The 22771-nt window shown below is 34.5% G+C and carries 24 protein-coding genes and 2 pseudogenes; 24 read left to right on the top strand and 2 right to left on the bottom strand.

Annotated features, from left to right (window positions below):
* Nucleotides 1-109: 109 nt before the first annotated feature.
* From AC4G3L_RS03765 to AC4G3L_RS03705, 13 genes and pseudogenes are all read left to right on the top strand, one after another.
* Complete coding sequence (locus AC4G3L_RS03765; RefSeq protein ID WP_491075636.1) at nucleotides 110-2044, top strand: 3'-5' exonuclease; 1935 nt, start codon at nucleotides 110-112, stop codon at nucleotides 2042-2044.
* A 66-nt stretch (nucleotides 2045-2110) separates the two neighbouring features.
* On the top strand, nucleotides 2111-2590 hold the full coding sequence (locus tag AC4G3L_RS03760; RefSeq protein WP_491075635.1) for a hypothetical protein: 480 nt from the start codon (nucleotides 2111-2113) through the stop codon (nucleotides 2588-2590).
* Nucleotides 2562-2783 carry a hypothetical protein gene (locus tag AC4G3L_RS03755; RefSeq protein WP_491075634.1) on the top strand — a complete coding sequence of 74 codons (222 nt, stop codon included), beginning with the start codon at nucleotides 2562-2564 and terminating at the stop codon, nucleotides 2781-2783. The genes AC4G3L_RS03760 and AC4G3L_RS03755 overlap by 29 nt, the downstream gene beginning before the upstream one ends.
* A 328-nt stretch (nucleotides 2784-3111) precedes the next feature.
* Entirely contained in the window at nucleotides 3112-3348 is a 237-nt protein-coding gene (locus tag AC4G3L_RS03750; RefSeq protein WP_491075633.1) for a hypothetical protein, read from the top strand.
* Nucleotides 3349-3363: 15 nt separating this feature from the next.
* The gene (locus AC4G3L_RS03745) at nucleotides 3364-3798 is read left to right on the top strand and encodes an SMI1/KNR4 family protein (protein ID WP_491075632.1); all 435 of its coding nucleotides are present in this window, start codon (nucleotides 3364-3366) and stop codon (nucleotides 3796-3798) included.
* 480 nt (nucleotides 3799-4278) lie between these two features.
* Nucleotides 4279-4719 (top strand): annotated as a pseudogene (locus AC4G3L_RS03740) (SMI1/KNR4 family protein).
* A 182-nt stretch (nucleotides 4720-4901) separates the two neighbouring features.
* Nucleotides 4902-4982, top strand: a pseudogene (locus AC4G3L_RS03735) (HNH/ENDO VII family nuclease); the annotation flags it as partial.
* A gap of 29 nt (nucleotides 4983-5011) precedes the next feature.
* Nucleotides 5012-5587 (top strand): suppressor of fused domain protein, encoded by a 576-nt coding sequence (locus AC4G3L_RS03730; RefSeq protein WP_491075631.1) that lies wholly within the window; start codon nucleotides 5012-5014, stop codon nucleotides 5585-5587.
* Between the two features lie 333 nt (nucleotides 5588-5920).
* Complete coding sequence (locus tag AC4G3L_RS03725) at nucleotides 5921-6277, top strand: hypothetical protein (RefSeq protein ID WP_491075630.1); 357 nt, start codon at nucleotides 5921-5923, stop codon at nucleotides 6275-6277.
* 289 nt (nucleotides 6278-6566) lie between these two features.
* Entirely contained in the window at nucleotides 6567-6872 is a 306-nt protein-coding gene (locus AC4G3L_RS03720; RefSeq protein WP_491075629.1) for a sugar-binding protein, read from the top strand.
* Nucleotides 6873-6877: 5 nt separating this feature from the next.
* Complete coding sequence (locus AC4G3L_RS03715; RefSeq protein ID WP_491075628.1) at nucleotides 6878-7375, top strand: SMI1/KNR4 family protein; 498 nt, start codon at nucleotides 6878-6880, stop codon at nucleotides 7373-7375.
* 131 nt (nucleotides 7376-7506) lie between these two features.
* Nucleotides 7507-7794: a hypothetical protein gene (locus AC4G3L_RS03710; RefSeq protein WP_491075627.1), complete on the top strand. Its 288-nt coding sequence runs from the start codon at nucleotides 7507-7509 to the stop codon at nucleotides 7792-7794.
* 51 nt (nucleotides 7795-7845) lie between these two features.
* Nucleotides 7846-7989, top strand: a complete 144-nt coding sequence (locus AC4G3L_RS03705) for a hypothetical protein (protein WP_491075626.1) — start codon at nucleotides 7846-7848, stop codon at nucleotides 7987-7989.
* 237 nt (nucleotides 7990-8226) lie between these two features.
* Here AC4G3L_RS03705 and AC4G3L_RS03700 read toward each other — a convergent pair whose 3' ends face one another.
* Nucleotides 8227-8916, bottom strand: coding sequence for an N-acetylmuramoyl-L-alanine amidase (locus AC4G3L_RS03700; protein WP_491075625.1), 690 nt, complete (start codon nucleotides 8914-8916; stop codon nucleotides 8227-8229).
* A 410-nt stretch (nucleotides 8917-9326) separates the two neighbouring features.
* On the opposite strand from AC4G3L_RS03700, the gene AC4G3L_RS03695 reads away from it, so the two are divergent.
* Nucleotides 9327-10358: an ADP-ribosylglycohydrolase family protein gene (locus tag AC4G3L_RS03695; RefSeq protein ID WP_491075624.1), complete on the top strand. Its 1032-nt coding sequence runs from the start codon at nucleotides 9327-9329 to the stop codon at nucleotides 10356-10358.
* Between the two features lie 276 nt (nucleotides 10359-10634).
* Nucleotides 10635-11159 (top strand): hypothetical protein, encoded by a 525-nt coding sequence (locus tag AC4G3L_RS03690; protein ID WP_491075623.1) that lies wholly within the window; start codon nucleotides 10635-10637, stop codon nucleotides 11157-11159.
* Nucleotides 11160-11353: 194 nt separating this feature from the next.
* Here AC4G3L_RS03690 and glpT read toward each other — a convergent pair whose 3' ends face one another.
* A complete protein-coding gene (glpT, locus tag AC4G3L_RS03685) occupies nucleotides 11354-12712 on the bottom strand; it encodes a glycerol-3-phosphate transporter (RefSeq protein ID WP_491075622.1) in 1359 nt (452 codons plus the stop codon).
* Nucleotides 12713-13026: 314 nt separating this feature from the next.
* On the opposite strand from glpT, the gene AC4G3L_RS03680 reads away from it, so the two are divergent.
* From AC4G3L_RS03680 to AC4G3L_RS03640, 9 genes are all read left to right on the top strand, one after another.
* Complete coding sequence (locus AC4G3L_RS03680; protein ID WP_491075621.1) at nucleotides 13027-13203, top strand: hypothetical protein; 177 nt, start codon at nucleotides 13027-13029, stop codon at nucleotides 13201-13203.
* Between the two features lie 58 nt (nucleotides 13204-13261).
* Nucleotides 13262-13870, top strand: a complete 609-nt coding sequence (locus AC4G3L_RS03675) for an immunity protein Imm33 domain-containing protein (protein ID WP_491075620.1) — start codon at nucleotides 13262-13264, stop codon at nucleotides 13868-13870.
* A 311-nt stretch (nucleotides 13871-14181) separates the two neighbouring features.
* Nucleotides 14182-14640 carry a toxin-antitoxin system YwqK family antitoxin gene (locus AC4G3L_RS03670; protein WP_491075619.1) on the top strand — a complete coding sequence of 153 codons (459 nt, stop codon included), beginning with the start codon at nucleotides 14182-14184 and terminating at the stop codon, nucleotides 14638-14640.
* A gap of 751 nt (nucleotides 14641-15391) precedes the next feature.
* Nucleotides 15392-15934, top strand: coding sequence for a hypothetical protein (locus tag AC4G3L_RS03665; protein ID WP_491075618.1), 543 nt, complete (start codon nucleotides 15392-15394; stop codon nucleotides 15932-15934).
* A 345-nt stretch (nucleotides 15935-16279) separates the two neighbouring features.
* Entirely contained in the window at nucleotides 16280-16978 is a 699-nt protein-coding gene (locus AC4G3L_RS03660; RefSeq protein WP_491075617.1) for a YbjQ family protein, read from the top strand.
* 329 nt (nucleotides 16979-17307) lie between these two features.
* Nucleotides 17308-17499 carry a hypothetical protein gene (locus AC4G3L_RS03655; RefSeq protein ID WP_491075616.1) on the top strand — a complete coding sequence of 64 codons (192 nt, stop codon included), beginning with the start codon at nucleotides 17308-17310 and terminating at the stop codon, nucleotides 17497-17499.
* 31 nt (nucleotides 17500-17530) lie between these two features.
* Nucleotides 17531-18118 (top strand): hypothetical protein, encoded by a 588-nt coding sequence (locus AC4G3L_RS03650; protein WP_491075615.1) that lies wholly within the window; start codon nucleotides 17531-17533, stop codon nucleotides 18116-18118.
* A gap of 483 nt (nucleotides 18119-18601) precedes the next feature.
* Complete coding sequence (locus AC4G3L_RS03645; RefSeq protein WP_491075614.1) at nucleotides 18602-21319, top strand: AAA family ATPase; 2718 nt, start codon at nucleotides 18602-18604, stop codon at nucleotides 21317-21319.
* Between the two features lie 2 nt (nucleotides 21320-21321).
* Nucleotides 21322-22620, top strand: a complete 1299-nt coding sequence (locus AC4G3L_RS03640; RefSeq protein WP_491075613.1) for a hypothetical protein — start codon at nucleotides 21322-21324, stop codon at nucleotides 22618-22620.
* Nucleotides 22621-22771: the final 151 nt, after the last annotated feature.

Genomic DNA, 22771 nt, shown 5'->3' with positions numbered 1-22771 from the left:
TTTAGTCCTTATTTAAAAGTAACAAACTAGTATATATACAGTCTATTTTACATATATTATCCATTTTTGTAGTATAATGGTGAAAAAAGGGTGCGAGGATGGATAGAGAATGGCCTATACAATACCTGAGACAATTCGGAGTACAGCTACTGTTGGAGAACGAGTGCTGTTCCGTACACTAAAAAATTATTTGCCGGATGATTATATTGTTTATTATGAACCCGAAATTCATGGAAGAAGACCTGATTTTGTTATTATTGGTCCGGATTTAGGGGTTGTTGTATTGGAAGTAAAGGATTATACGAAAAATACATTATATCAATTAAATCACGATGAATGGATGATCGTCACGTCATCCGGGGAACAAACTACGGTGAAAAGTCCGCTCAAACAAGCAAGAGATAATGTGTTTCATTTAGTCGACTCACTAAAAAAAGATAAAAGTCTCATTCATTTGGATGGAAAACGTAAATTACAGCTTAAATTTCCGTATGGTTTTGGAGCTGTCTTTTCCCGTTTACATCAAAAGGATTTTATAGAGAACGGATTATATTCTATTATGGATCCACAGTTCTGTTTAACACGTGATGAGATTGATCCTGATAAAGAAGGATTTTCTGAAGAAAACTTATTTGAAAAAATTTCGAATATGTTTGTCGTTCCCTATCGTTTGCGAGAGCCATTGCAGAAAGAAGATATGGATAGAATCCGGTATCATCTATTCCCAGAGGTCCGAATTGGAGCTGAATTTGTAAAGCCTGTACCCTATGAGGATCAACTGCTGCTTTCTCTGCATGATTTGAAAACAATGGATTTACATCAAGAGAATTTAGCCAGGCAAATTGGAGATAAAAATCGGTTGATACGAGGTGTAGCAGGCAGCGGAAAGACAATCATATTAGCGAGCAGAGCTAAAATGTTAACGAAAGACCATCCAGATTGGAAGGTTTTGATACTCTGTTATAATATTTCGCTGGCCTGGAATATTGAACAGATGATAGATACGATGATGGAGGAGCCTGATAACCTCTTTGACTTTGATTTCTCTGACCATAGTAGCGTGGTTCTTCCCAAATCGCATCAAATTTTGGTGCGCAATTTCCACGCTTGGTTAAAAAATGATTTAAAAATCTCGGAAAATAAGATTCCTTTACTGATAGAGAAACTAAAAAAAGGGGAAGCCATTCTCCCTACATACGATGCTATTTTAATAGATGAAGGTCAGGATTTTGAATCAGAATGGCTGAGCTTAGTCAGTTGTTTACTAAATCCGGAAACAAAATCATTACTTCTTGTAGAAGATCGCGCCCAAACCATCTATAAACGAAAAAGGACCTATATCGAGGATACAGGGCTGAGCTTTCAGGGACGTTCTAAATTATTGAGTATTAATTATCGGAATACGGCACAAATTGTTAAATTCGCCTGGGATTTTTATCAAAAGAATTCCATATTACAAAATAAAGTGGTCTCTAAAGAATATGAAGGAGAAATCATTTCTCCGCAAAGTACACGCAGGAAAGGTCCGGAACCTGTCTATATAAAGATGGACAGCTTTGTCAAAGAAGCAAAAATCGTTGCCAAGCAAATTAAAAAATTACATATCCAAAAGAAAATCCCGTTATCTGAGATGCTCATCCTTTATCGTGTAAAACGAACGCATCAACAAAATTATATAGAAATCTTGATACGAGCATTGGAATCTGAAGAGCTCAGCTACTACTGGATCACTGAAAACAGTGAGTCCAAAAGGAACTTCAATAAGAATGATAACTCGGTCAAAATCAGCACCATTGACAGCAGTAAAGGACTTGATTTCCAGGCAGTATTCATTGTCAATGTGGATAATATGCCGTTTGTGTTGGAAAAAGATAAAGAAAGAGAAGTGGCCCTTCTGTACATCGGGATGACTCGTGCCAAAGACTATCTCTTCCTATCAAGCAGCGGTGCATCCGAATTCACTCACTATTTTGAAGACCTAATGAACAAAAGACAGGAAGAGAATCCATTCGTTAATAAAAGAATAGTAAACGATCTGAGATGAAGCAGTTGTAAGTGAGATGTTAATTTATGATAAACCATTTATATAGGATCCGGTGAGGTGAAGGATTTGAAACAAGACTTGAAGCAAATCGGTATTTTTAGCTTGGTCATAATAGGTGCTATTCTACTAGTTTTATATTTTTACCAAAAAGATCATATAGATGCTCAATTGTTTAAAACCTCAGACATTGGCTCAACCGATATCACTAAAAGTTGGGAATCATTTAAAAAAGAATTAGCTATTCAGAGTGATAGCTTAAAGATTGATCATTTCAAGCTGATTCTTGAGAAAGACCAGATATACTCAGTAGAATTTGATTTGATTGTTAAAAGTAATGGCCAAATGACCTTGTATCGTTATATGGAATGTATATTATGTGAAGAAGAGGGAGAAAGAGAAAGAGAAATATCTACAATAACTCTAGAAAATTGGTCAGATTATCGTGATTTGATGGATGCAGATCAATTCTTTTCTACCCTTGATTCTCTTAAACAAGAAGAAATGATACAAACCATGGATGATCAATATAAAAATGATTGCGGCTGATGGACGCAACGAGCAGATAGGCGTAGAAGGCGATTATTACTTGCTTAAAACTGACGGTATGCACAAGGTGAAGAAATTGAGCGAAGGCACGTATTCTGGATATTCCTTACATGTAATGGGTAATGAACGACCTAAGGAATTTGGGACATCCGATGATTCTATCACTGTCTTCTTTGATGGTCTATCAATGTGAATACTGTACCTAAAAAGCCATCCTGGATAGAGAAGCCTAGGAAGTAATAAGGAGTGTCTTAAATACAGAACTACTTTTAAAGAGAGTACTTCAATCGGTCGTAATTTGTCGCTCGCTGATGATCATAGTTTGATAAATACACTAGAAAAAGACAGCTTTTGTTCATAAGGAAGCTGTCTTTTTCTATATAATCAAAAGGAAAAATTCCCCTTATTGTCGAATGGTATATAGGTGTATTTCAATTTTAAAGCATATATTTCACCTAAATAATCATGTTTCAAATGAATATATTGTAGGTCCATTACGAGTTGGATTAGGAGGTGGAAGGGTGAGTGTTAAAATGACGCATGGGAATAAAAATATAGAAGCACACCATAGACAACAAGTCCCTGTTAAAGATGGTGGAACATTAGATGAATTAGAACAAAGAGCGCATAGAGGAGAAGGGAATCATACACGTCATGATAAACCTTCCCAGTTAACTCCATCTCAAAGAGCCAAGGAAATAAGGGAACACTATAAAGAAAGAGGGAAGGAATATATACTACCAGGAGAAGGGATTTAAAAGGAGGAAAAATAAGTGACAAGAGATGAAATTGCTAATTTATTAGATGGTATATTAGATAAAGAATCAGGGAATTTAGATAGTTTTTTGACAAGTGATTGGGAAAAGATTGAAAAAAAGTTTGGGTGTCAATTTCCATCGGAATTTAAAGATTTTATTGAATTGATGGCTGAATATTCGTTCCCAGGAGATATTTTAAATGTTTCTACTGGGAAAACAAATGGTAATGATACTATTGAATTTACCTATGATTATGAAATGAAACAGGGAGGATGGAAGGAAGAATTAATTCCCTTTTATAGTATAGGTAATGGTGACTACTTTTGCCTACTTTCCAATGAATGTCCAAACACAGGAGTTTACTATTATTCACATGAAGAAACTGATATAGCTAAAGAAGCAAATAACTTTGAAGGATGGTTAAAACAGTTGCCGACTTTTTTGAGCTAATAAACAACAAATATGCTGTATTTAAATTAGGAGATAGACAGGAGATTCCTATTTTTGTTTCGGAAATATTTAAGACCCGAATAGAAAAAATAAATTAACAGGCATGGAACTTATAGAAATAAAAGTTGTATAAATTATAATATCAAAAATCTTTATAGAGAAAGGTAAGATGTATGGTCCAAAATTAATAATTATTACTAAGAAAACAAGCGTGGATTTCTATTTGGTAGGTAATTTTAAAAAGGAGAAATCTATATGAGAGTGTGTGATTTAGCGTATAGTGAGGTGGAAAATAGGATAAAACAGATACTCAACGTTTTTATACTTTAGGTGTCGATAAACCAGTAAAAAATAGTTATATGTGTTTGATAAACATGAATGTTGGAATGTGCAGCCTTTAAAATTTTTAAATGAGCATCAAGCTAATATTCTGGGAAGAGGCTCACCAGCAAAGATACTGTTTAAAGGAGGTGCGAAATAATGAGCTTTAAATTTATTAAGATAAACCAAGAAAATAGCTTTTATCCAGTGTATGATACTGAAATAGAAGAGGTTGAGAAGGAACTTGATTAAATATTTCCTAAGGAGTTAGTTAATTTTTATATAGAAGTTGGCTACGGGTTTATTAAAGGCTCAGAGTTTAATATATATCGTATTATGGATCCTTATTCAATAAGAGATTTCCGATTAAGAGTTAATGATTTTGAGTTCTATCCCGACATAGAAATCTATGATGAATTTGAGAATAACAAACTAATATTTTTTGAAGGCAGTGAATCAGCTTTAATATCTATAGAATTGAATGGAAAAAATAGAAGTCCGGTTTACTATTATGATATTCAAATTGCGACTTCTCTCGAAGAATTTCTAAGAGAGATTGAAGATAATGATAAATATTATTTGGATCTACTAACTGATTGAAGACTGATAATAAAACGCATACCTTGATTGGTTTACGCCTTTCAAGGTTTTTTTGTTTAATATGGTGAAGATGTGTTGGAGATGGGAGGTGTTAGAATTCCCTATAAAGATAAAAAGTTTGAAGAATATGTTGATGACATACAGGAGAAATTACAAACTTCTCTCTAACTTTAAATAACTAAGATCATTATCGACCAGAATTACCTTCCTCAAATAGGAGCCATAAGGGTGAAGATTTAACAGATGAATATTTTGGAGATTAATAATTAGTAATGATTTTAGGAGGTTTAGTATGACAGTTACCAAAGATAATAAAATTATCGCAAGGACTGCTTTAGAAGCATTCGGTGGAAGACCTAGCGTATCAAAGTATTGGGATGAAAATAATGCTAGCAATGTTGATATACTATCAACTACAGGTAGACCTTATGAGGGTGTTACATCTTATTCTACTATTGGTTTATCTGACTATTCAATTGGATATTCAATAGATGAAAAGCCTTTGAGAATAGAAATTGTTGGAGCTAGTGAAACTAAATTTAAATTTTTCCCAAACATATTATCTACATGTGCCTTCAATATAATTAATACAAAGTTACCTATTACCCATGGTGAAATATTTAAAGGGATAATAAGTATGTACTATCCGGATAGTGAGATGAAACATATTTTATTTACATCACCTTTTTTATGGGAAAAACTTAATGCCATAGACTTCCTAGATAAAAAAGTTACATGGTTACTTGCAGTACCAATATCAACAAAAGAGTTACTGTTTGCTGAGAAAGAAGGAATAGAATCCTTAGAAGATTTGTTTGAAATAAACGATATAGATATATTTGATATAAGAAGAAACTCTGTTATTTAACCTCTATTAGTTAATGCATAGAAAAAAGTGAAGTTACATACTCCATATTTATTAGAAAATTATTGAGAACAATATGCAATTTACATTTGACCGTCATGAATTCTCTAGTTCTGAATGTTACTTCAAGTTGGTTTATCTTAGAATATTCAGACAAATATAATATATATAGAAGCTTGGAGAAATAAATCTAAAGTGCAAATTAAGTCAAGACCACCCGTGAAAATGGGTGGTTTTGACTTATGAGGAATTAATCTAGCGATATCGTTGATTTTGTTGAAAAAAATAAAAATATAAAGCGTCAAGTACAATGTGTATGAAAATGGCTTGATTGTCATGGAATACAGGAAGATTGCCTCTGATGGGCAGACATATTATGAAGTTGTCAGCGAGGTCTCCGAAGAAAACGAAGATGGTGTTACCGAGATTTACATTAACCCCACAGTCGATAAAGAATTCACAGGGGTTTATAAAGGTTCTGGTAAAGCAGTAGAGGATACAATTGCTGGAGTTAAAAATTTCTTTGATTCTGAAGCAAGAATGGATGCCACTGTGAAGATGGACTTCTTGGCCACTCGTTTAATTCTCGATTCAGAAACCTCCATTCTGGATGTAGGCAAGTACTTGGGTCGGGCCGTAAAGGATGGATTTGAGAAAAAGGTGATCCATGGTGATGCCGAAAGCCGAGCTTAATACATCACTTATATCTTTGGCACCTTTGGTGTCAGTGTAATTGGGGATAAAGGGATTAGCAAGAATGGCCAGGTAGGAAAGATCGGGAAAATCGGTTATTTAGATAAATTAAATCCCACTCTAAATAATCCTTCACCCGCCCTCAGCACAGCAGGAGCAGGTCAGATTCCCTGTAATGTGATATTATGTCCAGCAGATTACGAAGGAAGCTTTTGGGGATGGTGGTAAGGGTACGACTAAAACTGTTGAACCTAATGATGTAGTACCATATAGACCAAGCAATTCACCCTTGGAAAATCATCATGGCGTCATGGAAGTCTGGGCTAAGCATAACGTTCCAAACTATGTTAGCAGAGGGGGTAATACCCCAACCTTAGCTTTGACTAAAGAACAACATAATGCTACAAAAGTTGTTTATAGACAATGGTTATATGAAAAAACAGGCAAAAAGGTTGGAGGGAGAATTGATTGGGATTCAGTGACACCAAGGGAAATGCACGAACTTACTGAGTGGATGTTTGATGCAGCAAAAGTTCCTAAATCAGCTAGACAAGAATATTATAATGCTTTTAATAAATATAATTATAAGGAGTAAAACAAATGCACAAGATAAAACATTTACTTACTCAAATAAAAGAATTACCATATAGTCGTGTTTTTGAACCTATAGGATTACCTATTATAGATGAATCAAAGCATACATTACCTAATGATTTGAAAGAGTTTTATAGTCTTAGCGGTGGCTTGGTCTTATTTGAGAACGAGGAATATCCCATCTATATTGTTTCTCCTGATAAAGTAGTGTTGGCAAACCCAATAATTGTTGGTGATTTATGTGAAGAAGATATTTCGTCAGATTGGTATATCATTTGTAATGATGGTAAGGACGAATACTTAACGATTGATCTAAATGAAAATAGACTGGGTAGATGCTATGATAGTTTTTTTGATCGCCATGGACTTATCGGTGAGTCTCAAATAATCGCCAATTCGTTTACTGATTTGCTTGAAAACCTTATAAATAATAAGGGCCAATATTGGTATTGGTTAAGGAGTGATTTTAAATCTTTAGGTGATGCATATGATAATGTTGAATAGAACCTTGATGGGCTTTATGCCTTACAAGGTTTTTATTAATTTAACACTAAAATAAAAATATTACTCATAGCGATTTGGAAAGCCGAGTCGAATATCTTATATACATCTTTGCAACATTGGTCCAAGTATAATTGGCGATAAGGAACAGCAAGGCAGGTCAGATAGGAAAGATCGGTAAAATTGGTCATTTAGGCAATTTAAATCTCACACTAAATAATCATTCACCCGCCCTTAGTATGGCAGGAGTGGGCCTGATTCCCTATAATGTGATGGATGACCTTTTGAATCAGATCCAGCAAGCAACGAAGGATGCTTTTAGGGATGGTGGTAAGGCTGGTATAGGTAATGTAATTATTGGGTTAAAACAATTGAATTCAAAAATATTAAAGTTTACCAAAGGGATGACATTATCAACCTAAAAATGAAAGATGCATGGGGAAGAACTAATCTTGAGAGAATGAAAAAGAGATTTGGATTTTAATCAACTTGATATTAAAGGAGAACCTAAAGTTGTTTCTTTTGCACCTGGAATTGAGTTAGAGAGTTTAACATATGAAATAATTGCTAGTGACTTTGGTGATTTCTTATTATATTTAGTCGAACAAGAAATATAATATTCACGATAAAACCTTAATTGACTAGAAATCCTTCAAGGTTTTTGTGGGATTACCCATGTTTAGTTTGTTTTTCATAATTAAAATACCTAATCATAATTCGGATCAGGCGCTAAAGTATAGATAACATTAAGAATAGTTATTTATAAATTTAATCTAGATTTAGATGAACGATTTGATGAAGATTTAGTACCTGGACAGAAAATAACCTGCCGAATCGGCAGGTCTATTTTGAATTTATTTTACCCTCAAGGATTGACAGACGAAGATTGTGTAATCGCTGTCCAATTCATTCCAGTTTTTAATTTGTTGTACGGTGCTTCCGAATATTCGGCTTAATGAATACACTGTATCATCGTTTACGACTGTATGATAAACCGCAGTGCTTTTCTTTGTAAGTTTGAAACTTTTTGCAATTCCATTCACATGACCTCTGGCTAAGGCTTCTATAAAGGATGGTGATTTTAATTTATTTGAATCTGCAGCACTATCAATAAACCCGTTTTCAGATAAAAGCGCCGGCATGTTTGATTCACGTAGTACATGGAAGTCTGCAGTTTTCTTTCCGCGATCCTTAAAATCTACTAATTTAATGATTTCCGCATGAATAGTAGATTGGTAAGATTTTGTTGTACTACTTGCACCTGGATAAACAAAGTCCTCATAGCCTGTCCCACCGCCGGCATTAATATGAACAGAAAGATAAAAGTCTGCTCCCCATGAATTGGCCTCATTGGTCCGTTGGGTTAATGAACGAGTAGAGTCTACTGTACGGCTCATTTGGATTGTTACGTTATTGTATTCTGAAATAAGGATATTTTTAATCCGAGTAGCAAGCTGCAAAGTTAGATTTTTTTCCCTCAAACCATACCCATCTGCACCTGTGTCTGTACCGCCATGACCTGGATCAATATATATTTTTACCATTATTTTATCACCTCACACTAATATATTGTTTTATTTAAAAATGGATAGGTACAAGCTGGCAATTATTCAATCACTACTTTTAATGGGAATTACTAATTGAAAAGTACAGTCTATTTTTGTATTTTCATAAATAAATGGTGCTAAATTATCAAATTATGTCGTTAAAGAGGAATTTTCTGTTTTTTATCGAATATAAAAGGAATCGTAAAATTATGGGTACATACACCTGGTATAGTCAGCTCAGACCCTAACCGGGAGGAAGATATGGACGTCAAATATATTCAGTCTGATTGGGAAAAGATGCGGGATGGTAGCGGTAATTTGATAGGACTCGGACGTTGGTATTTATAGATAATAACGGCAAAATTCGTGTAATTATAGATGTATTACTAAACAAGTAGGTGGAGAAATTGATGGGTAGAAGTATGGTAGATCGTTGGGAAGATGACAATAAAATGTATCTAGGGCTAAACATAAAACAAAGGTTATTACCTACGCTATATGGCGGCATTATCGGTGATTTAATGGGAGTACCAGTTGAATTTAAACAAAGAGGCACCTTTCAAGTAGAAGATATAATCGGATATGGAACGTACAATCAGCCGCCTGGTACTTGGTCAGATGATACTTCTTTAACATTATGCTTGGCTGAAAATATCATGGAAGAAGGAAATCTTGAAGATTTAATGCATAAATTTGTGCAATATCAAGAAAAGGGTTACTGGACCCCTCATGGAAAGATGTTTGATATTGGACGAACCACTGTGGATGCAATCAGTAGATTTAAAACAGGAGAATTACCGGATAAATGTGGAGGGAAAACTGAGTATGATAATGGAAACGGGGCTATCATGAGAATAGCGCCGTTAGCATTTTTGTTTTATAATGAGTTTGATTTTAGTAAGAAAGCTTGGATTATTAAACAATATACAGAAATAACCCATGCCCATCCACGGGCGATCGTTGGCTCGATTATTTATGTGGAATTATTACTGAGACTGTATCATAATAATTCTCTTGAAAAGTCTATCTATCAAGTTAAGAAGCTTTTTAATGAAAATCTTGATAAAAATCACATCTATAGTAAAGAGTTAACAAACTATGCCAGGATTTTCAGTAAGGATTTTTTCAGCACTCCGGAAGATGAGATTCATTCAGATGGATATGTGGTTCACAGCTTAGAAGCGGCAATATGGTGTTTAGGAACTACATCTTCCTTTAAAGAGGCTGTATTAAAAGCAGTGAACTTAGGTGGAGATACAGATACAATAGCATCCATTACCGGTTCATTGGGCGGAATATATTATAAAATGGAAGGCATTCCTGATGAGTGGTTGAAAAAAATAGCCAGAAAGCAAGAAGTTGATCAGTTGATCACGGAGTTTTTTAAATATTGTTCTAATAAAGCCATTGTAAATGAGTATGGTAGCCCTTTACTGTAATAAGGGATAAAAACCTTTTAAGAAGAGAGTTTGATGGGAATAGCTAATCAGAATTAAATAATCAAATTATATAGTGTATGGACTACTTGGTGAAAATCAAAATGGCAACAGGTCGTTTAACTAATGGACTAAATCAAGACAGTTTCTAATTAAAAGAAGCTGTCTTTTTCTATCTATAAAATGAATTTAAGAATCAAAGTCTGCTTATAATTTGTTCGGTTTTTCCAAATTAATTATAATTAGCTTGCTGGTACAACATAGAATAGGAGACTGAATATGCGAACAATTAAAATTTATGATCGAAGTGATTTAATCGAAATCTCTTTTGAAGATATTAAAAAGTATCATGGCTATGCAGCTTATATGGCGTTAGGAGTTGGGTTCCGTGTAGTAGAAGCAGCTTTCCAAGAATTGTTCGGAAACGAAATTCCGAATCGTGAAGATCTTTCCGTTCAATCGGGTCACGGAGGACCTGGATTCCGCGATGTATTCGAATTTGTAACGCGTTGTAAAACGAGAGGGGTATATACAGTTGATGTGAACTACCCGGTAGCACAATACGATCCCTATCGCCCGACCAGCTATGCCTATATTTTCACAAGACAAAATGGAGAATCTGTGGAAGTGTCTTTAAAAGAAGACTTTTTACCTCCGATTTTCTATGACTATTTGAAAAAAGGCCGCGAAGATTCCTTTACATCGGAAGAATATGATGCCAATGAAGCACTAAAGAAAGAACTGGGAAATCGTGCTTACGAAATGCCGATGGAAGAATTATTGAATGTAAATCGATTAAAATAATGATCCAATCCCTAAAAGACCATAATGGAGGCTGAGGACAAGCAGTTGCAGTTCCGCAATCATAAATCATTTTAAGATATACATGTGGAAATACTATAGACTAATAAAAAGTGTTAATCCCTGTTATTAAGGATTAACACTTTTTTAATAGAAAAGTAGAAGAAGGATAGAAAGAAACTTCTTCTAATTCATAATCAATGATTCTTCACAACTTCCTGCCCACGCACATTCCAAGTAAAAGCAAAGATAATGATAGCCAGTACACAGGAGATAATTAATAGAATGAATCCTGCATCCCATCCTGCCTGATCAACAACGACTCCCATGAGCGCATTGGCTGTTACTGTACCACCCAGGTAACCGAATAGCCCTGTTAATCCAGCTGCAGTACCCGCTGCTTTCTTTGGAACAAAGTCTAAAGCCTGAAGACCAATCAGCATAACAGGTCCGTAAATTAAGAAACCTATCGCTATCAGACAAACGATATCAATCATTGAGTTACCCGGTGGGTTGAGCCAGTAGATAACAACCGCTATCAGCACGCCGATCATAAAGAAAAATCCGGCAGGACCGCGTCGTCCCTTAAATACTTTATCAGATATCCATCCGCATAGAAGGGTTCCAGGTATTCCTGCCCATTCATATAAGAAGTAAGCCACGCTGGATTGGCTCATATCGAATTTTTTCTCTTCACTTAAATAGGTTGGTGCCCAGTCCAATACACCATAGCGGACAAAATAGACAAAGATATTAGCAATCGCAATCGCCCATACCCATTTATTATTTAATACATATTTAAAAAGTATTTCTTTGACAGTTAATTCTTCCTCAAACGTTTTCTTTTTCTTACTTGGATAATCATCTCGATATACTTCAATCGGTGGAAGACCAACAGATTGAGGGGTATCGCGTATTAGGAAATAGGATACAACAGCAACAAAAATGGCTACAATCGCTGGTAAAATAAAGACACCTTCATAGGTCGCATTACTGTTAAATGCCGTATAGAGAGACACGCCGGCAACCGCTAAAGGAGCCATCAGCCCACCGCCGACATTATGAGCGACATTCCATAAGGCCGTTTTATTACCCCGTTCACTGACACTGAACCAGTGAACTAGTATTCTTCCGGAAGGCGGCCATCCCATCCCTTGGAACCAGCCATTCAAAAATAACATCACAAACATAATGGTTACAGTAGAAGTGAAAGCTGGTACTAATCCCATTAATAAACTAATAATAGCTGAAAGAATTAATCCGAGAGGTAAAAATATTCGTGCATTACTTCGATCCGATATGGTGGCCATCACAAATTTACTGATTCCATAGGAAATGGAGATCGCAGATAAAGCAAAGCCTAATTCCGTTTTGCTGAATCCTTCTTCTGTTAAATAAGGCATCGCAATCGAGAAATTCTTACGTAACAAATAGTACGCCGCATATCCAAGAAAGATTCCCAGAAAAACCTGTAAACGAAGCTTCTTATATTCAGGATCAATTCGGTTTTCTGGCAATGGTTCTATCGCTGGAGCCGGCCTCAAGAATTTAAACATGTTCATCCTCCTTTTTTTGTTTTAATTTGTATAAAAATGTAAAATATTGCGCCATACCCACTATAATATGTATGCGCTTCCAAAATCAAGTGATTTGCTAGAGTGCTATAATGGTAGTCATTGTATTAACGAATAGGGTCATTGGGTCACCTTCGATTGCAGTCCAACCTTCATATTACATATGTGTATATTCATCGAGCTTGGATTGTATATTACCAACCACACCATATTTCAGCACGTTCTTCCATTGCACATGATATGAAGTCGATAAGTTTGAAGCAGACCATATTGTTTCCATGAAGGAGATTACTGACATGGATGGATTCAACAAGTTAACTAAAGAGAAACAGATAGAAGTATTAAACCTCAAAGAAAATTTTATTGGTCTTGGAAAATCTATCAATGCATCTAAGGGAGCTCATAGCTGGGCTGATTGGAAAGGACATCTAAGATGGGAGAGGTACCTGATAATATTAGAATGCAGATGCTAGAACTAGAGAAACAAGCTAGAATAGCACTAAAAGTAGCTGTTGAAGAGAGGTTAAAGTAATGGAGAAATTTAAAAAAAATATTATGGCTAAAACTATTATAGTAACTGCTGAAAAAGAATTAGCACCCCAAGTAGAAAATTTGTTTGCTCTATTAGAAGAGATAGAATTTGATAAATTAATTGATGGATTCTCTATTCAAGTTGGTTGGTCTATCTACTATTTACAAGAGAAGGAACGTGGGAATTTTATAATTACTGCTCCAGATTACACTAAAAATCCATTTGAAGATATAACGGAAGATTTAACGTTATCTTTGTGGGTACAGCTAGAACAAGGTCATTTTCTAAGAATGTTAAATGTCGATGGGTTATCTATAAAGTTTAGTGATAAAATTATACTTACTAAAGGTGTACTAGAACTTGAAAAAATATATTTACAAAGAACTGGGGATGTTGAAAAAGGAGATTCAGGATGGTATATAGGGCCTGTAGAGGATAATGATACCACAGAGTTAATTGCTTTATATGCTTATCAGCTCCTTAAAATTAAACCAGAAATCATTCAAGTTCTTGCTTTACCAAATGACTTTATGGTTGTTCTTGAAGGCAAAGAAATAAAAGCAGTATTAAACGAACACGATGTTAATATATTTAAGGGCGTTATATAGTTAGTGGAATTTCTATAAAATTTACACAACTAAAAATATAGGAATTAAATTTTATAAATAACACTTGATTGTCAAACAGGCACCAAGTGTTTTTTTATAAGAAACAATGCTTTGAGCGTGTATATAATTGCTTTTGATTGGTTTTGACTTTAGTTCAAGTGGTAGGGAAGTATCTAAATTTCCCAAGGGATCCGGAATTTCCCGACTTGGGTGAGATATGGGATAATTAGGGATAAGAACAAAGGTGGAGACTAAAATTAATTGCATATATCTTACGGACGGATTTGAAATAATCACGGAGGTTGCAGAAAATGTTAAATGATATATTGACGAAGGAATATATAATACAGAACGGTATAGAGTTTGAAGAATACTTAGGATATGGCGGTCCTTATGATCAGGGGATAGTAGAATACACTAATTATGGTAAAGATAAATTGTTTACTGGATTGGCATATGATATTTATGAAAATGGAAATATAGAAAGTTATTTCTACGTAGAAAATGGTGTTAAACAAGGAAAGTATGTGGAGTTTTATCCGAATGGTAACATAAAAAGAATAGGAAATATGAATAAAAACTCAGCGGAGGGATATCAGGTAGAATTCTTCGAGAATGAAGTGAAAAAGTATGAGTCTGAATGTATTGCCGGACGAGAGATGACTTTTAAAAAGTATGATGAACAAGGCAATATAGTAGAACAAAAAAATGAACCAAGTGAATCGGATTTATTATATGCCAAAAGATTTAATGGCGAACCAAAAGTATAATTAAGTTCATAGTCTAAAGTAGATAGATATTAAAGGTAAGTTAATGAATTTGAACAAATTTGGGTATGTATGCGGGAAAGAAATATATGAAGAGCATTATAAAACAGTAACAGATATACTGTATGCAGAGAATTGTTATGAATTGCATAAACCGTGAAAGCCGAATACCTATTCGAGTAAGGCTAGCAGATATCGGTAGGAAATAAAATGAATCGATAATTGTGTATAGCTAATTGATATATATACAATAGTCATAAAAGATTTAATTCTAGATAAAACTACAGTATGATGTGAAGTAAAATAGTTAAAAGCAAACTATAGATATGACTTAGTATATACAAATGATGATGAATTATCACCTGATGATATATTTGATTATTGGTTCGAAGAAGTGAAAAAAGTAATATGTAACTTATACCTTGATAGGCTAAAGCCCTTCAAGGTTTTTTAATTAGAGGAAAGATTTGATATAGTCTATGGCTAATAACCCTGATAAAAAAGAGTTGAAGTAGGAAGCTGAACGAAGGCTTAATTACGTTATCAAAAACTTCTAGTTTACATCACAACACCAAAAATAACATTTGTCATGTAGGTAAAAAGTGGTGCGAATTCTAATGATGTAGAGTGGTATATAAGTAATAAAGTGTTAAAAAACATACACCAACATGGATTGTAAACAACCTTATTCGTAAGGCTAGCCTTTGGCCATATAAAGAAAATTAATAAACTTTCTTGAAAGGAATTGATTGCAGTGTCAAAAAGCAAATGTTTGAAAGCGATTGCGCTAAGTGTGGCCTTGATAGTGATCATCAGTGGTTGTAGCAGACAGGAAGCCAAATCAGTTAAAGGGGAGGTTCATAATGAATACGTTGATCTAACAGAAATGGAGGATACTACATTGGTAGGTCAGCGTACTTTAAAAGTTGAAGGCTTGAAAGCGCAATTCGAAAAAGAATGGAAAGTAGAGCAAGAACGAATAGCTAAAGAAAAAGCCGAAGCTGAACGTAAAGCTAAAGAAGAAACTGAAGCCAAGGAAAAGGCTGAAGCTGAGGAAGAAGCAAAAGCAAACCCGGCAAATATGGGTGCGGTAGAAAAAGCGCAGTGGGAAAATAACAATTTTTCAGATGTGCATGAGCGTGCTAACTATTTAGTCGCGAATCCTAATCATTTAAATAACGTAGTTGGTGATGATACGGTTACAATGACATATTTAAATACATTAAACGATGATTTGCAATCTTCCGGTGAATTGCAAACAGAAGCAATCTTGAATGGTGAAATGGGGGCATTGTAATAGTAATTCTCAGCTTTAATAAGAGTAAATAAAGGCGTTTTATCAAAATCCAGCATCTTAATAAGGAATTTGAGGATGGTGGATAGGTTGGTTTATTATCCCCTCCTTCTCAGAAGTAGTTACGAAAAGAGATAGCTTGATGAGGGTATATTAATTTGAGGGATTACTAGAAAATGAAAGTTAAAAGGCAGCCTATTGTTTTGATAGGCTGCCACTATTTTATCCAGAATTAGAAGAGTGATTATTGTCCTGCAAAAAGGGTATTAAAAAGATACATATATATTATTCTAATATATCTTTTAGTTGGATGAAGGTATAAAGAAGCATGAAAGTGAGGGAGTGAATATGGCGAAGTATTGCACGAACTGTAATCAAATGTTAAAGGGATTTGACTTTACATTTACCTATGATCCCAATTATTTTGTCTTTTGCCGGGCCTGTTATGATCGTTTTAAAGAACCGATATTTTCCTTAAAAAAAATCGAGACAGGATATGAGATGGAGAAAGAATTAAAAAAGCAAAAACCTCTCTTATTAAAAGCTGGGATGACGGAAGGTGCATTTGCTCGAGTAGAAAAATATTTTAGGTCATTATGGATGGAGGATTTACCTCCTTTGGAAGATTGCAATAAGCCAAAGAATCCAGAAATCTATATTACTCCAGATATGATAGAAGCACATCTTGTTACCACCGGGCCATCATTTGAAGGGTTTCATATTACAGAATACCATGGAGTTATTAGTGGTAATACAGTCATCGGAACAGGTTTATTCTCTGAATTTTCGGGAATTGTGAACGACTTTTTGGGAGAGGAATCAGCGGCACTTGGGGATAAAATGCTTCGTGCTAAGCAAGTAGCAATGAATAGATTAATCATCCAATCAATCCAAGCCGGAGGCAATGCGATTATTGGAGTAGACTTTGATTATATTAACATATTTAATAATCTAATTGGTGTAGGTGCTAATGGCACATCTGTCACTATTGAAAAAAGCAAAGGTTATTCTATGGAAGAAACGTCTTTGATTGATAATCATTCATAAGTGAAGAATATAAATTGCTCTCTTGAATGCTCTGACGGATAAGTTTATCAAAAAAATTGAAATTAGATACCTTATCTAGTAAGAAAAATTAAATCAATGAAAATGGCTTCTTCTATTGCTACCTTAGCATTTAAAAAAAACGTTATAACTCTTTTTTGGAGTAGACGACCGGATGTATTAATTGAAGTGTATAGCGGGGCAACAGGAAAGCTGACTAAATTAAGTCAAGCACACAAGAAATGTAGAATATGCGATGTCAGGTTTAGAAGAACTGCTTGATGATATGGATAGCTGCATAGGTGTTTTGTTCTATGGAGGTGAGATTAGATATGAAACAGAAATTAATATTAATGGTTATTATTGTAGTCTTGTTCAGTTTAATCAGTGCTTGTATGGGCGGAGGAGATGGTGACTGCGGAATGTGTGGAGGTTCTGGATATTATGACCGTAAAACTTGTTCTGCTTGTAGTGGAAGTGGCAGTTCTGGCTATGACCCTTATGAAGAAATGTACGGGGACTGATTAAATATTTAGGCTAAGAAGGTGTACGGCAATGAAAAGGAAAACATATTTATTAGTGATTATGGTGATTTTCACAATATCTTTATGCGGTTGTGAAGAAAATGAGACAACACTAGAAAAAATAGATGAAACTGTTGAAACATCTGTATCTGAATATAATAAAGCATTTGAAAAGTACACAAAGTATATTGGTAAGACTTATACAGAGTTACCGTCAGACTATAAGAATTTGGCAACAGATGGTGATTTGCTTTTTTTCTATAGCAATGGCGAAGTAGCATTTGATGATGCTGATGAAGACATAGAGTTCATAGCTGTAAATGAAACTGTCACGGAAATATCTCGTGAGCCATACGCCGGGGAAATTATTTTGATGCATTGGTATGTGGGGTGTGAAAGTAATTCGGAATTACAAACACGAGCAAATGAAATGCTAAATAAGTTAATAGGAACCTATGGGAATTATGATTTATCAGAAAATGAAGGTGATGATACTGTTGTCTATACTTGGGAAAATACAAACGGATTAAAGATAGAATTTAAGACATATGAAAATGATGAGTTTAGCTATTATAACATTGAATGGATGGAACATGACTTAGAAGTTGGATTGTTTTAAGTTTGTGTATTTAAAATAGGTGTTTTGGACAATTTTTAAGGTTTTCAGAACTTCCTTGTCTGAGATATTGTCTTCAAAATCTCTAGCCATTATTGAATCTAATTTCATTTCCTTGGAATTTTTGGTTTCAATTTTGACGCCTGTTTTTCTGCCGATTTGCTTAACATTGAGTTTTAAAAATAGAACCTTTATCCGGAGGTTCTATTTTTTATTGTTTAATCCTAATTAACAGGCATCATGACTTGGAAAGTGTGTTATATGGTTTTTGGGGTATTTAAATATAAGATATACAAATAATATTTACTACAATAAGAAATACTTTGAAGAAATATCTTACTTATTTTTTATAATAGAAGTGGATAGAACAGCAAAAAAATGACTAAATTTAATCTGTTGAAGAGAAACCATCACTAGTTCTCTAATTTAACAGTTAGTATATGCATAATGAAAAAAACAACATAGATCAGTGAGGGTGGTTAACAATTGGAACGAGAAAAACTACAATATCTTATACTTAATGATCCGTATATCGACATAGCTATTAAACGTTATCTTACTTTCAGGAATAATGATGAATATGATGAGAAATATAAATTCGATATTTTACAAGAATTGAAAGAAAGTATTGAGAATATGGATTTTAGCGAAGGGCAAATGGATGATTATATAACCCTGATAAAAACAAAGAATCCTACTAAAGGAACTTTTGCACATTGGAGTGCTGTCGATAATTTGAGTGGATTTTATGAAGAAGCTCCGTCACTTTGTGCGGGTGAAATCCAAAAATTATATTCAGGCACAAGCGGTGTTGGTGAGCGTGTAGATCGATTTCATCTTACGGCTAAGGAGTATGAGAAAAATATGGGGGCGCCCCTCCTTGCCTATATGCTTGCTGCCTATGATTATGAAAAATACCCGATTTACAAGGAAGAAATTTTGCAAAAAGTGAAAAAAACCTTTCAGATAGAAGAAAAACTGGGTTCCCCAGGGAAGAACTATCAACTTTTCAATGATATATGTTCCATAATTCTTGAGTATGCTATTGATCTAGGATTGGAATGGACGATGTTAGATGTTCAGGATTTACTGTACTGTTTGAATAAATATCCGTCTCTTATAACGGAAGTGGCAGTGGAATATGTTCAGGGATACGCAAAGAAATTATATGATTTTTCGCAGAACGATGAAGAATTCCTTACTTTTATAAAAAGTGAATTGCCGAAAAAGCAATTAGAAGAGCGACACTCTTTTTATAAGAATAGAGATAAGGTCAATAAGATTCGCTATCTTTTATTGGAGCAAATCTTACAAGAGGGTAATCCAGATATTGAGGAACTAGAAAGGTTGAAAATAGAAATCAATAATGAATATGAAACAAACATTATCCATTCGTGGAATAATTTTCGCATTTTGTTTCAAATTTATTTTCCTTCTATTAAATCAAGAATTAATGACCAGTTGAGAAAGATACACACCTCCATTAGGGAAATAGAAGAATTTCAGGGGATGAGTTTTAGTGATGAGACCTTAAATGATTTTAGTTGGAATCAAAATTTTGGTACGACTGAATGTTGGCTTGCTGTATATCCTGACAATAAATTAAACCATAAGGATGCGGCACAGTTATTTCTGTCAATAAAGGAATCAACCATAAGGTATGGACTGGTTTATGGATCAAATCATGAAAATGTAGGAATAAGAGTTCTTGATTCTGTTGACGATGCTGAACTTTTCACCTTCCAAAAAATGAAAGATAAATTTTTAGATGTTAAGGATGCATTTTTAAAGGGGAATGTCGAAGAGAAAAAGGAAGACATTCAGTACTTCTGGCTGACAGCAAATCCTTCCATTTGGTCTGTAAATGAGATAAAAGATGGCGAAGAAATTTATTATGCCACAATTAACGAAAACGGTAATAAGCGCAGAATATATGACGCGTTTATGAAAGCACAACCGGGTGATAAAGTTCTGTTTTACGAATCCACCCCAATTAAAAGTGTAGTAGCAGAAGGAAAAGTTACTCAAGGCTTGCATGTAGAAATTGAAGATGAAGAGGAAGTACAGGCAGTTAGTTTCCGTTACGAAAAGGATATCAAGCCCATACCATGGGAACAAATCGTAAATAAGGAATCCCTAAAAGATAGTTCGCCAGTGGCAAATAGAGCACAGGGAAGCTTGTTTGAGATAACTAAAGAGGAGTTTGAAGATATTCTTTTGATGGAAAACAAAGCTGAATTAACTCTACTTACAGTGGATATCCCGGTTATAGATTTTAATAAAACAATTTCTATTGATGGGTTGTATTTCGAGGAATTAGAGTTGATGAAGAAGCAAATCCATACAGCTTTATCTACGGGAAAAAATATTCTGTTAACTGGCCCTCCTGGAACAGGTAAATCCAAGCTTGCGAAGGAAATATGCAGAAGTTTTGCTGCTGACTATACGATGGTGACTGCTACATCCGACTGGTCTACTTATGAGACCATCGGGGGATATAAACCCAATAGTGATGGCACGCTTACTTTTCAACCAGGGTTTTTCCTGAATAGTTTTAAAGAACCGGTTATTAATAAACCGTTAAATAAATGGGTGATAGTCGATGAAATGAATCGCGCTGATATTGATAAAGCATTTGGTGCTTTATTCTCAGCCTTAACAGGAGATCCGGTTACGTTAAATTTTCAAACGGATGAAGGAAAACAGATCGTCATACGTCCGCAGAAAGAAGTAGAAAATGTTATACCCAGTGACCAAGAATATATTATCCCGAATGACTGGCGCTTAATAGGTACTTTAAACACGTATGATAAAGCTTCACTCTATGAAATGAGCTATGCTTTTATGAGGCGTTTTGCATTCATTCCTGTTCCAGTCCCGAAACAAATCAACCAAGAGTTAGTTGAATATTATTTGCCACTATGGGAGATCCATGACTACAAATATGCACATATATTAGCTGAATTATGGAAGGAAATTAATCAATATCGTCAAATAGGGCCAGCTATCATTGAAGATATTGCCAAATTCACAGTGAATGATGCTGATTTTACCTCTGCCATAATCTTGTATGTACTTCCGCAATTGGAAGGCTTGTTTGAACATGAGATTAAATCGTTTATTGAAAGAATGGAACTCATCCCAGAAATAGATAAGGTTCGAATGAAAGATTTCGCCTGTGATTTCTTTCATATTAAGGAATAGCCATGAAAGTAGATAAACAACAACTGATTGAAGAAATAAGCGATTTTTTAATCGTTTATTTAAAATCTGGAAAAGTGGGACTGAATTCCTTTATTCAAAAAACAGACCTTAATATTGCTAATTTAGAACAGTTGCTTAAAGTACATTTTTTGTTAAAAGAAGAAGTAAAGTCTTTTGTAAGAAATTTACCAACCACTATACGTCGGTTTAAAACATCTACAAATGTAGAAAATGAAGTATACATTGGGCAAATTCGAGGACAAATCAACTGGGGGAAGACCTTTCAGGAAAGGGCAAAAGAGAGTACCAAGCTTATCTATTCATGCAATGAGAAATCTCGCTTTTATAATATTAAGGAAAACCTTGTATTAAAAGAGCTGTTACAATCTATATATATATTGCTATTTAAAACTTTTAAGATGGATAAGCTTGAAAAATATGAATGGTTTAATGAGTGGGCGGAATTAAAATTAATAGTTGAGCAAATATACGGAAAGAATATTTATTTATCTAAGGTTGATCTCTCCAGACCAGTCACGAATCGAATGATACTTGAGACGACAAAACATCGTAATCCATTATATCGAGATGCGGCGAATCTATTATTGCTATACCGACGAATTCTTTCAAACGATATGAATGAGGATGAGTTAATCCATTTATTCCAACAAACATTTATATTACCGGATAAAGAAGAGGTTCTATATGAATTGTACTGGGTCATTCAAATTATTAAACAGAACAGTCAACATGCTAAACTTCAGCTAATTGATGGAAGGCAAAACCTTGTAACCAGCTGGCAGGATAGTGAATATACCTATCAAATCTATCATGATTCAGAAGGATCAAAGAATATAAAGTTTCAAATTCCAACAGCAGAGATTGCTGAAGTGGATCATCCATATCTTGTGAGGAAAATTAAGTCGATGAAAAAAGCTTCTTCTGTTGCTTCCTTAGCATTTGAAAGAAAAATCGATACCACTCTTTTTTGGAGTGGACGTCCGGATATATTGATTGAAGTATATAGCCTGGCAACAGGAAAGCTGGCTAAATTGATTATTGGTGAAGTCAAACACACAAGAAATGTAGACTATGCATTGTCGGGATTAAAGGAACTCCTTGATTATATGGCATTTGCCAAATATAATCATCACTATCTTGATGGCCAACATGTTGAAGTTCAAGGAATGCTGTTATCCGATTTAGAAGAAATAAAACAAAGTATTATTGACGATGTGAAAGTTATTCAAACAGGTAATGTTTCCGAATTAGTAGTTTGGCCTAGTAATACGTTGGATTAATTAATTCCCGGTATAAATTTGAGTTAGGGAAGTATGTGGTCGGAATAATTTAATCTATATCTTAGATTACAGATATTACATAACAATCCTATAAGCATTTAATTGGAATGGTTGGGAAAGACAGTTTTCTATTAAAGGAAGCTGTCTTTTT

Source organism: Bacillus sp. z33 (assembly GCF_058313615.1).
The sequence above is the reverse complement of the archived record's forward strand: the minus strand, read 5'-3'. Positions and strand labels throughout refer to the sequence as shown.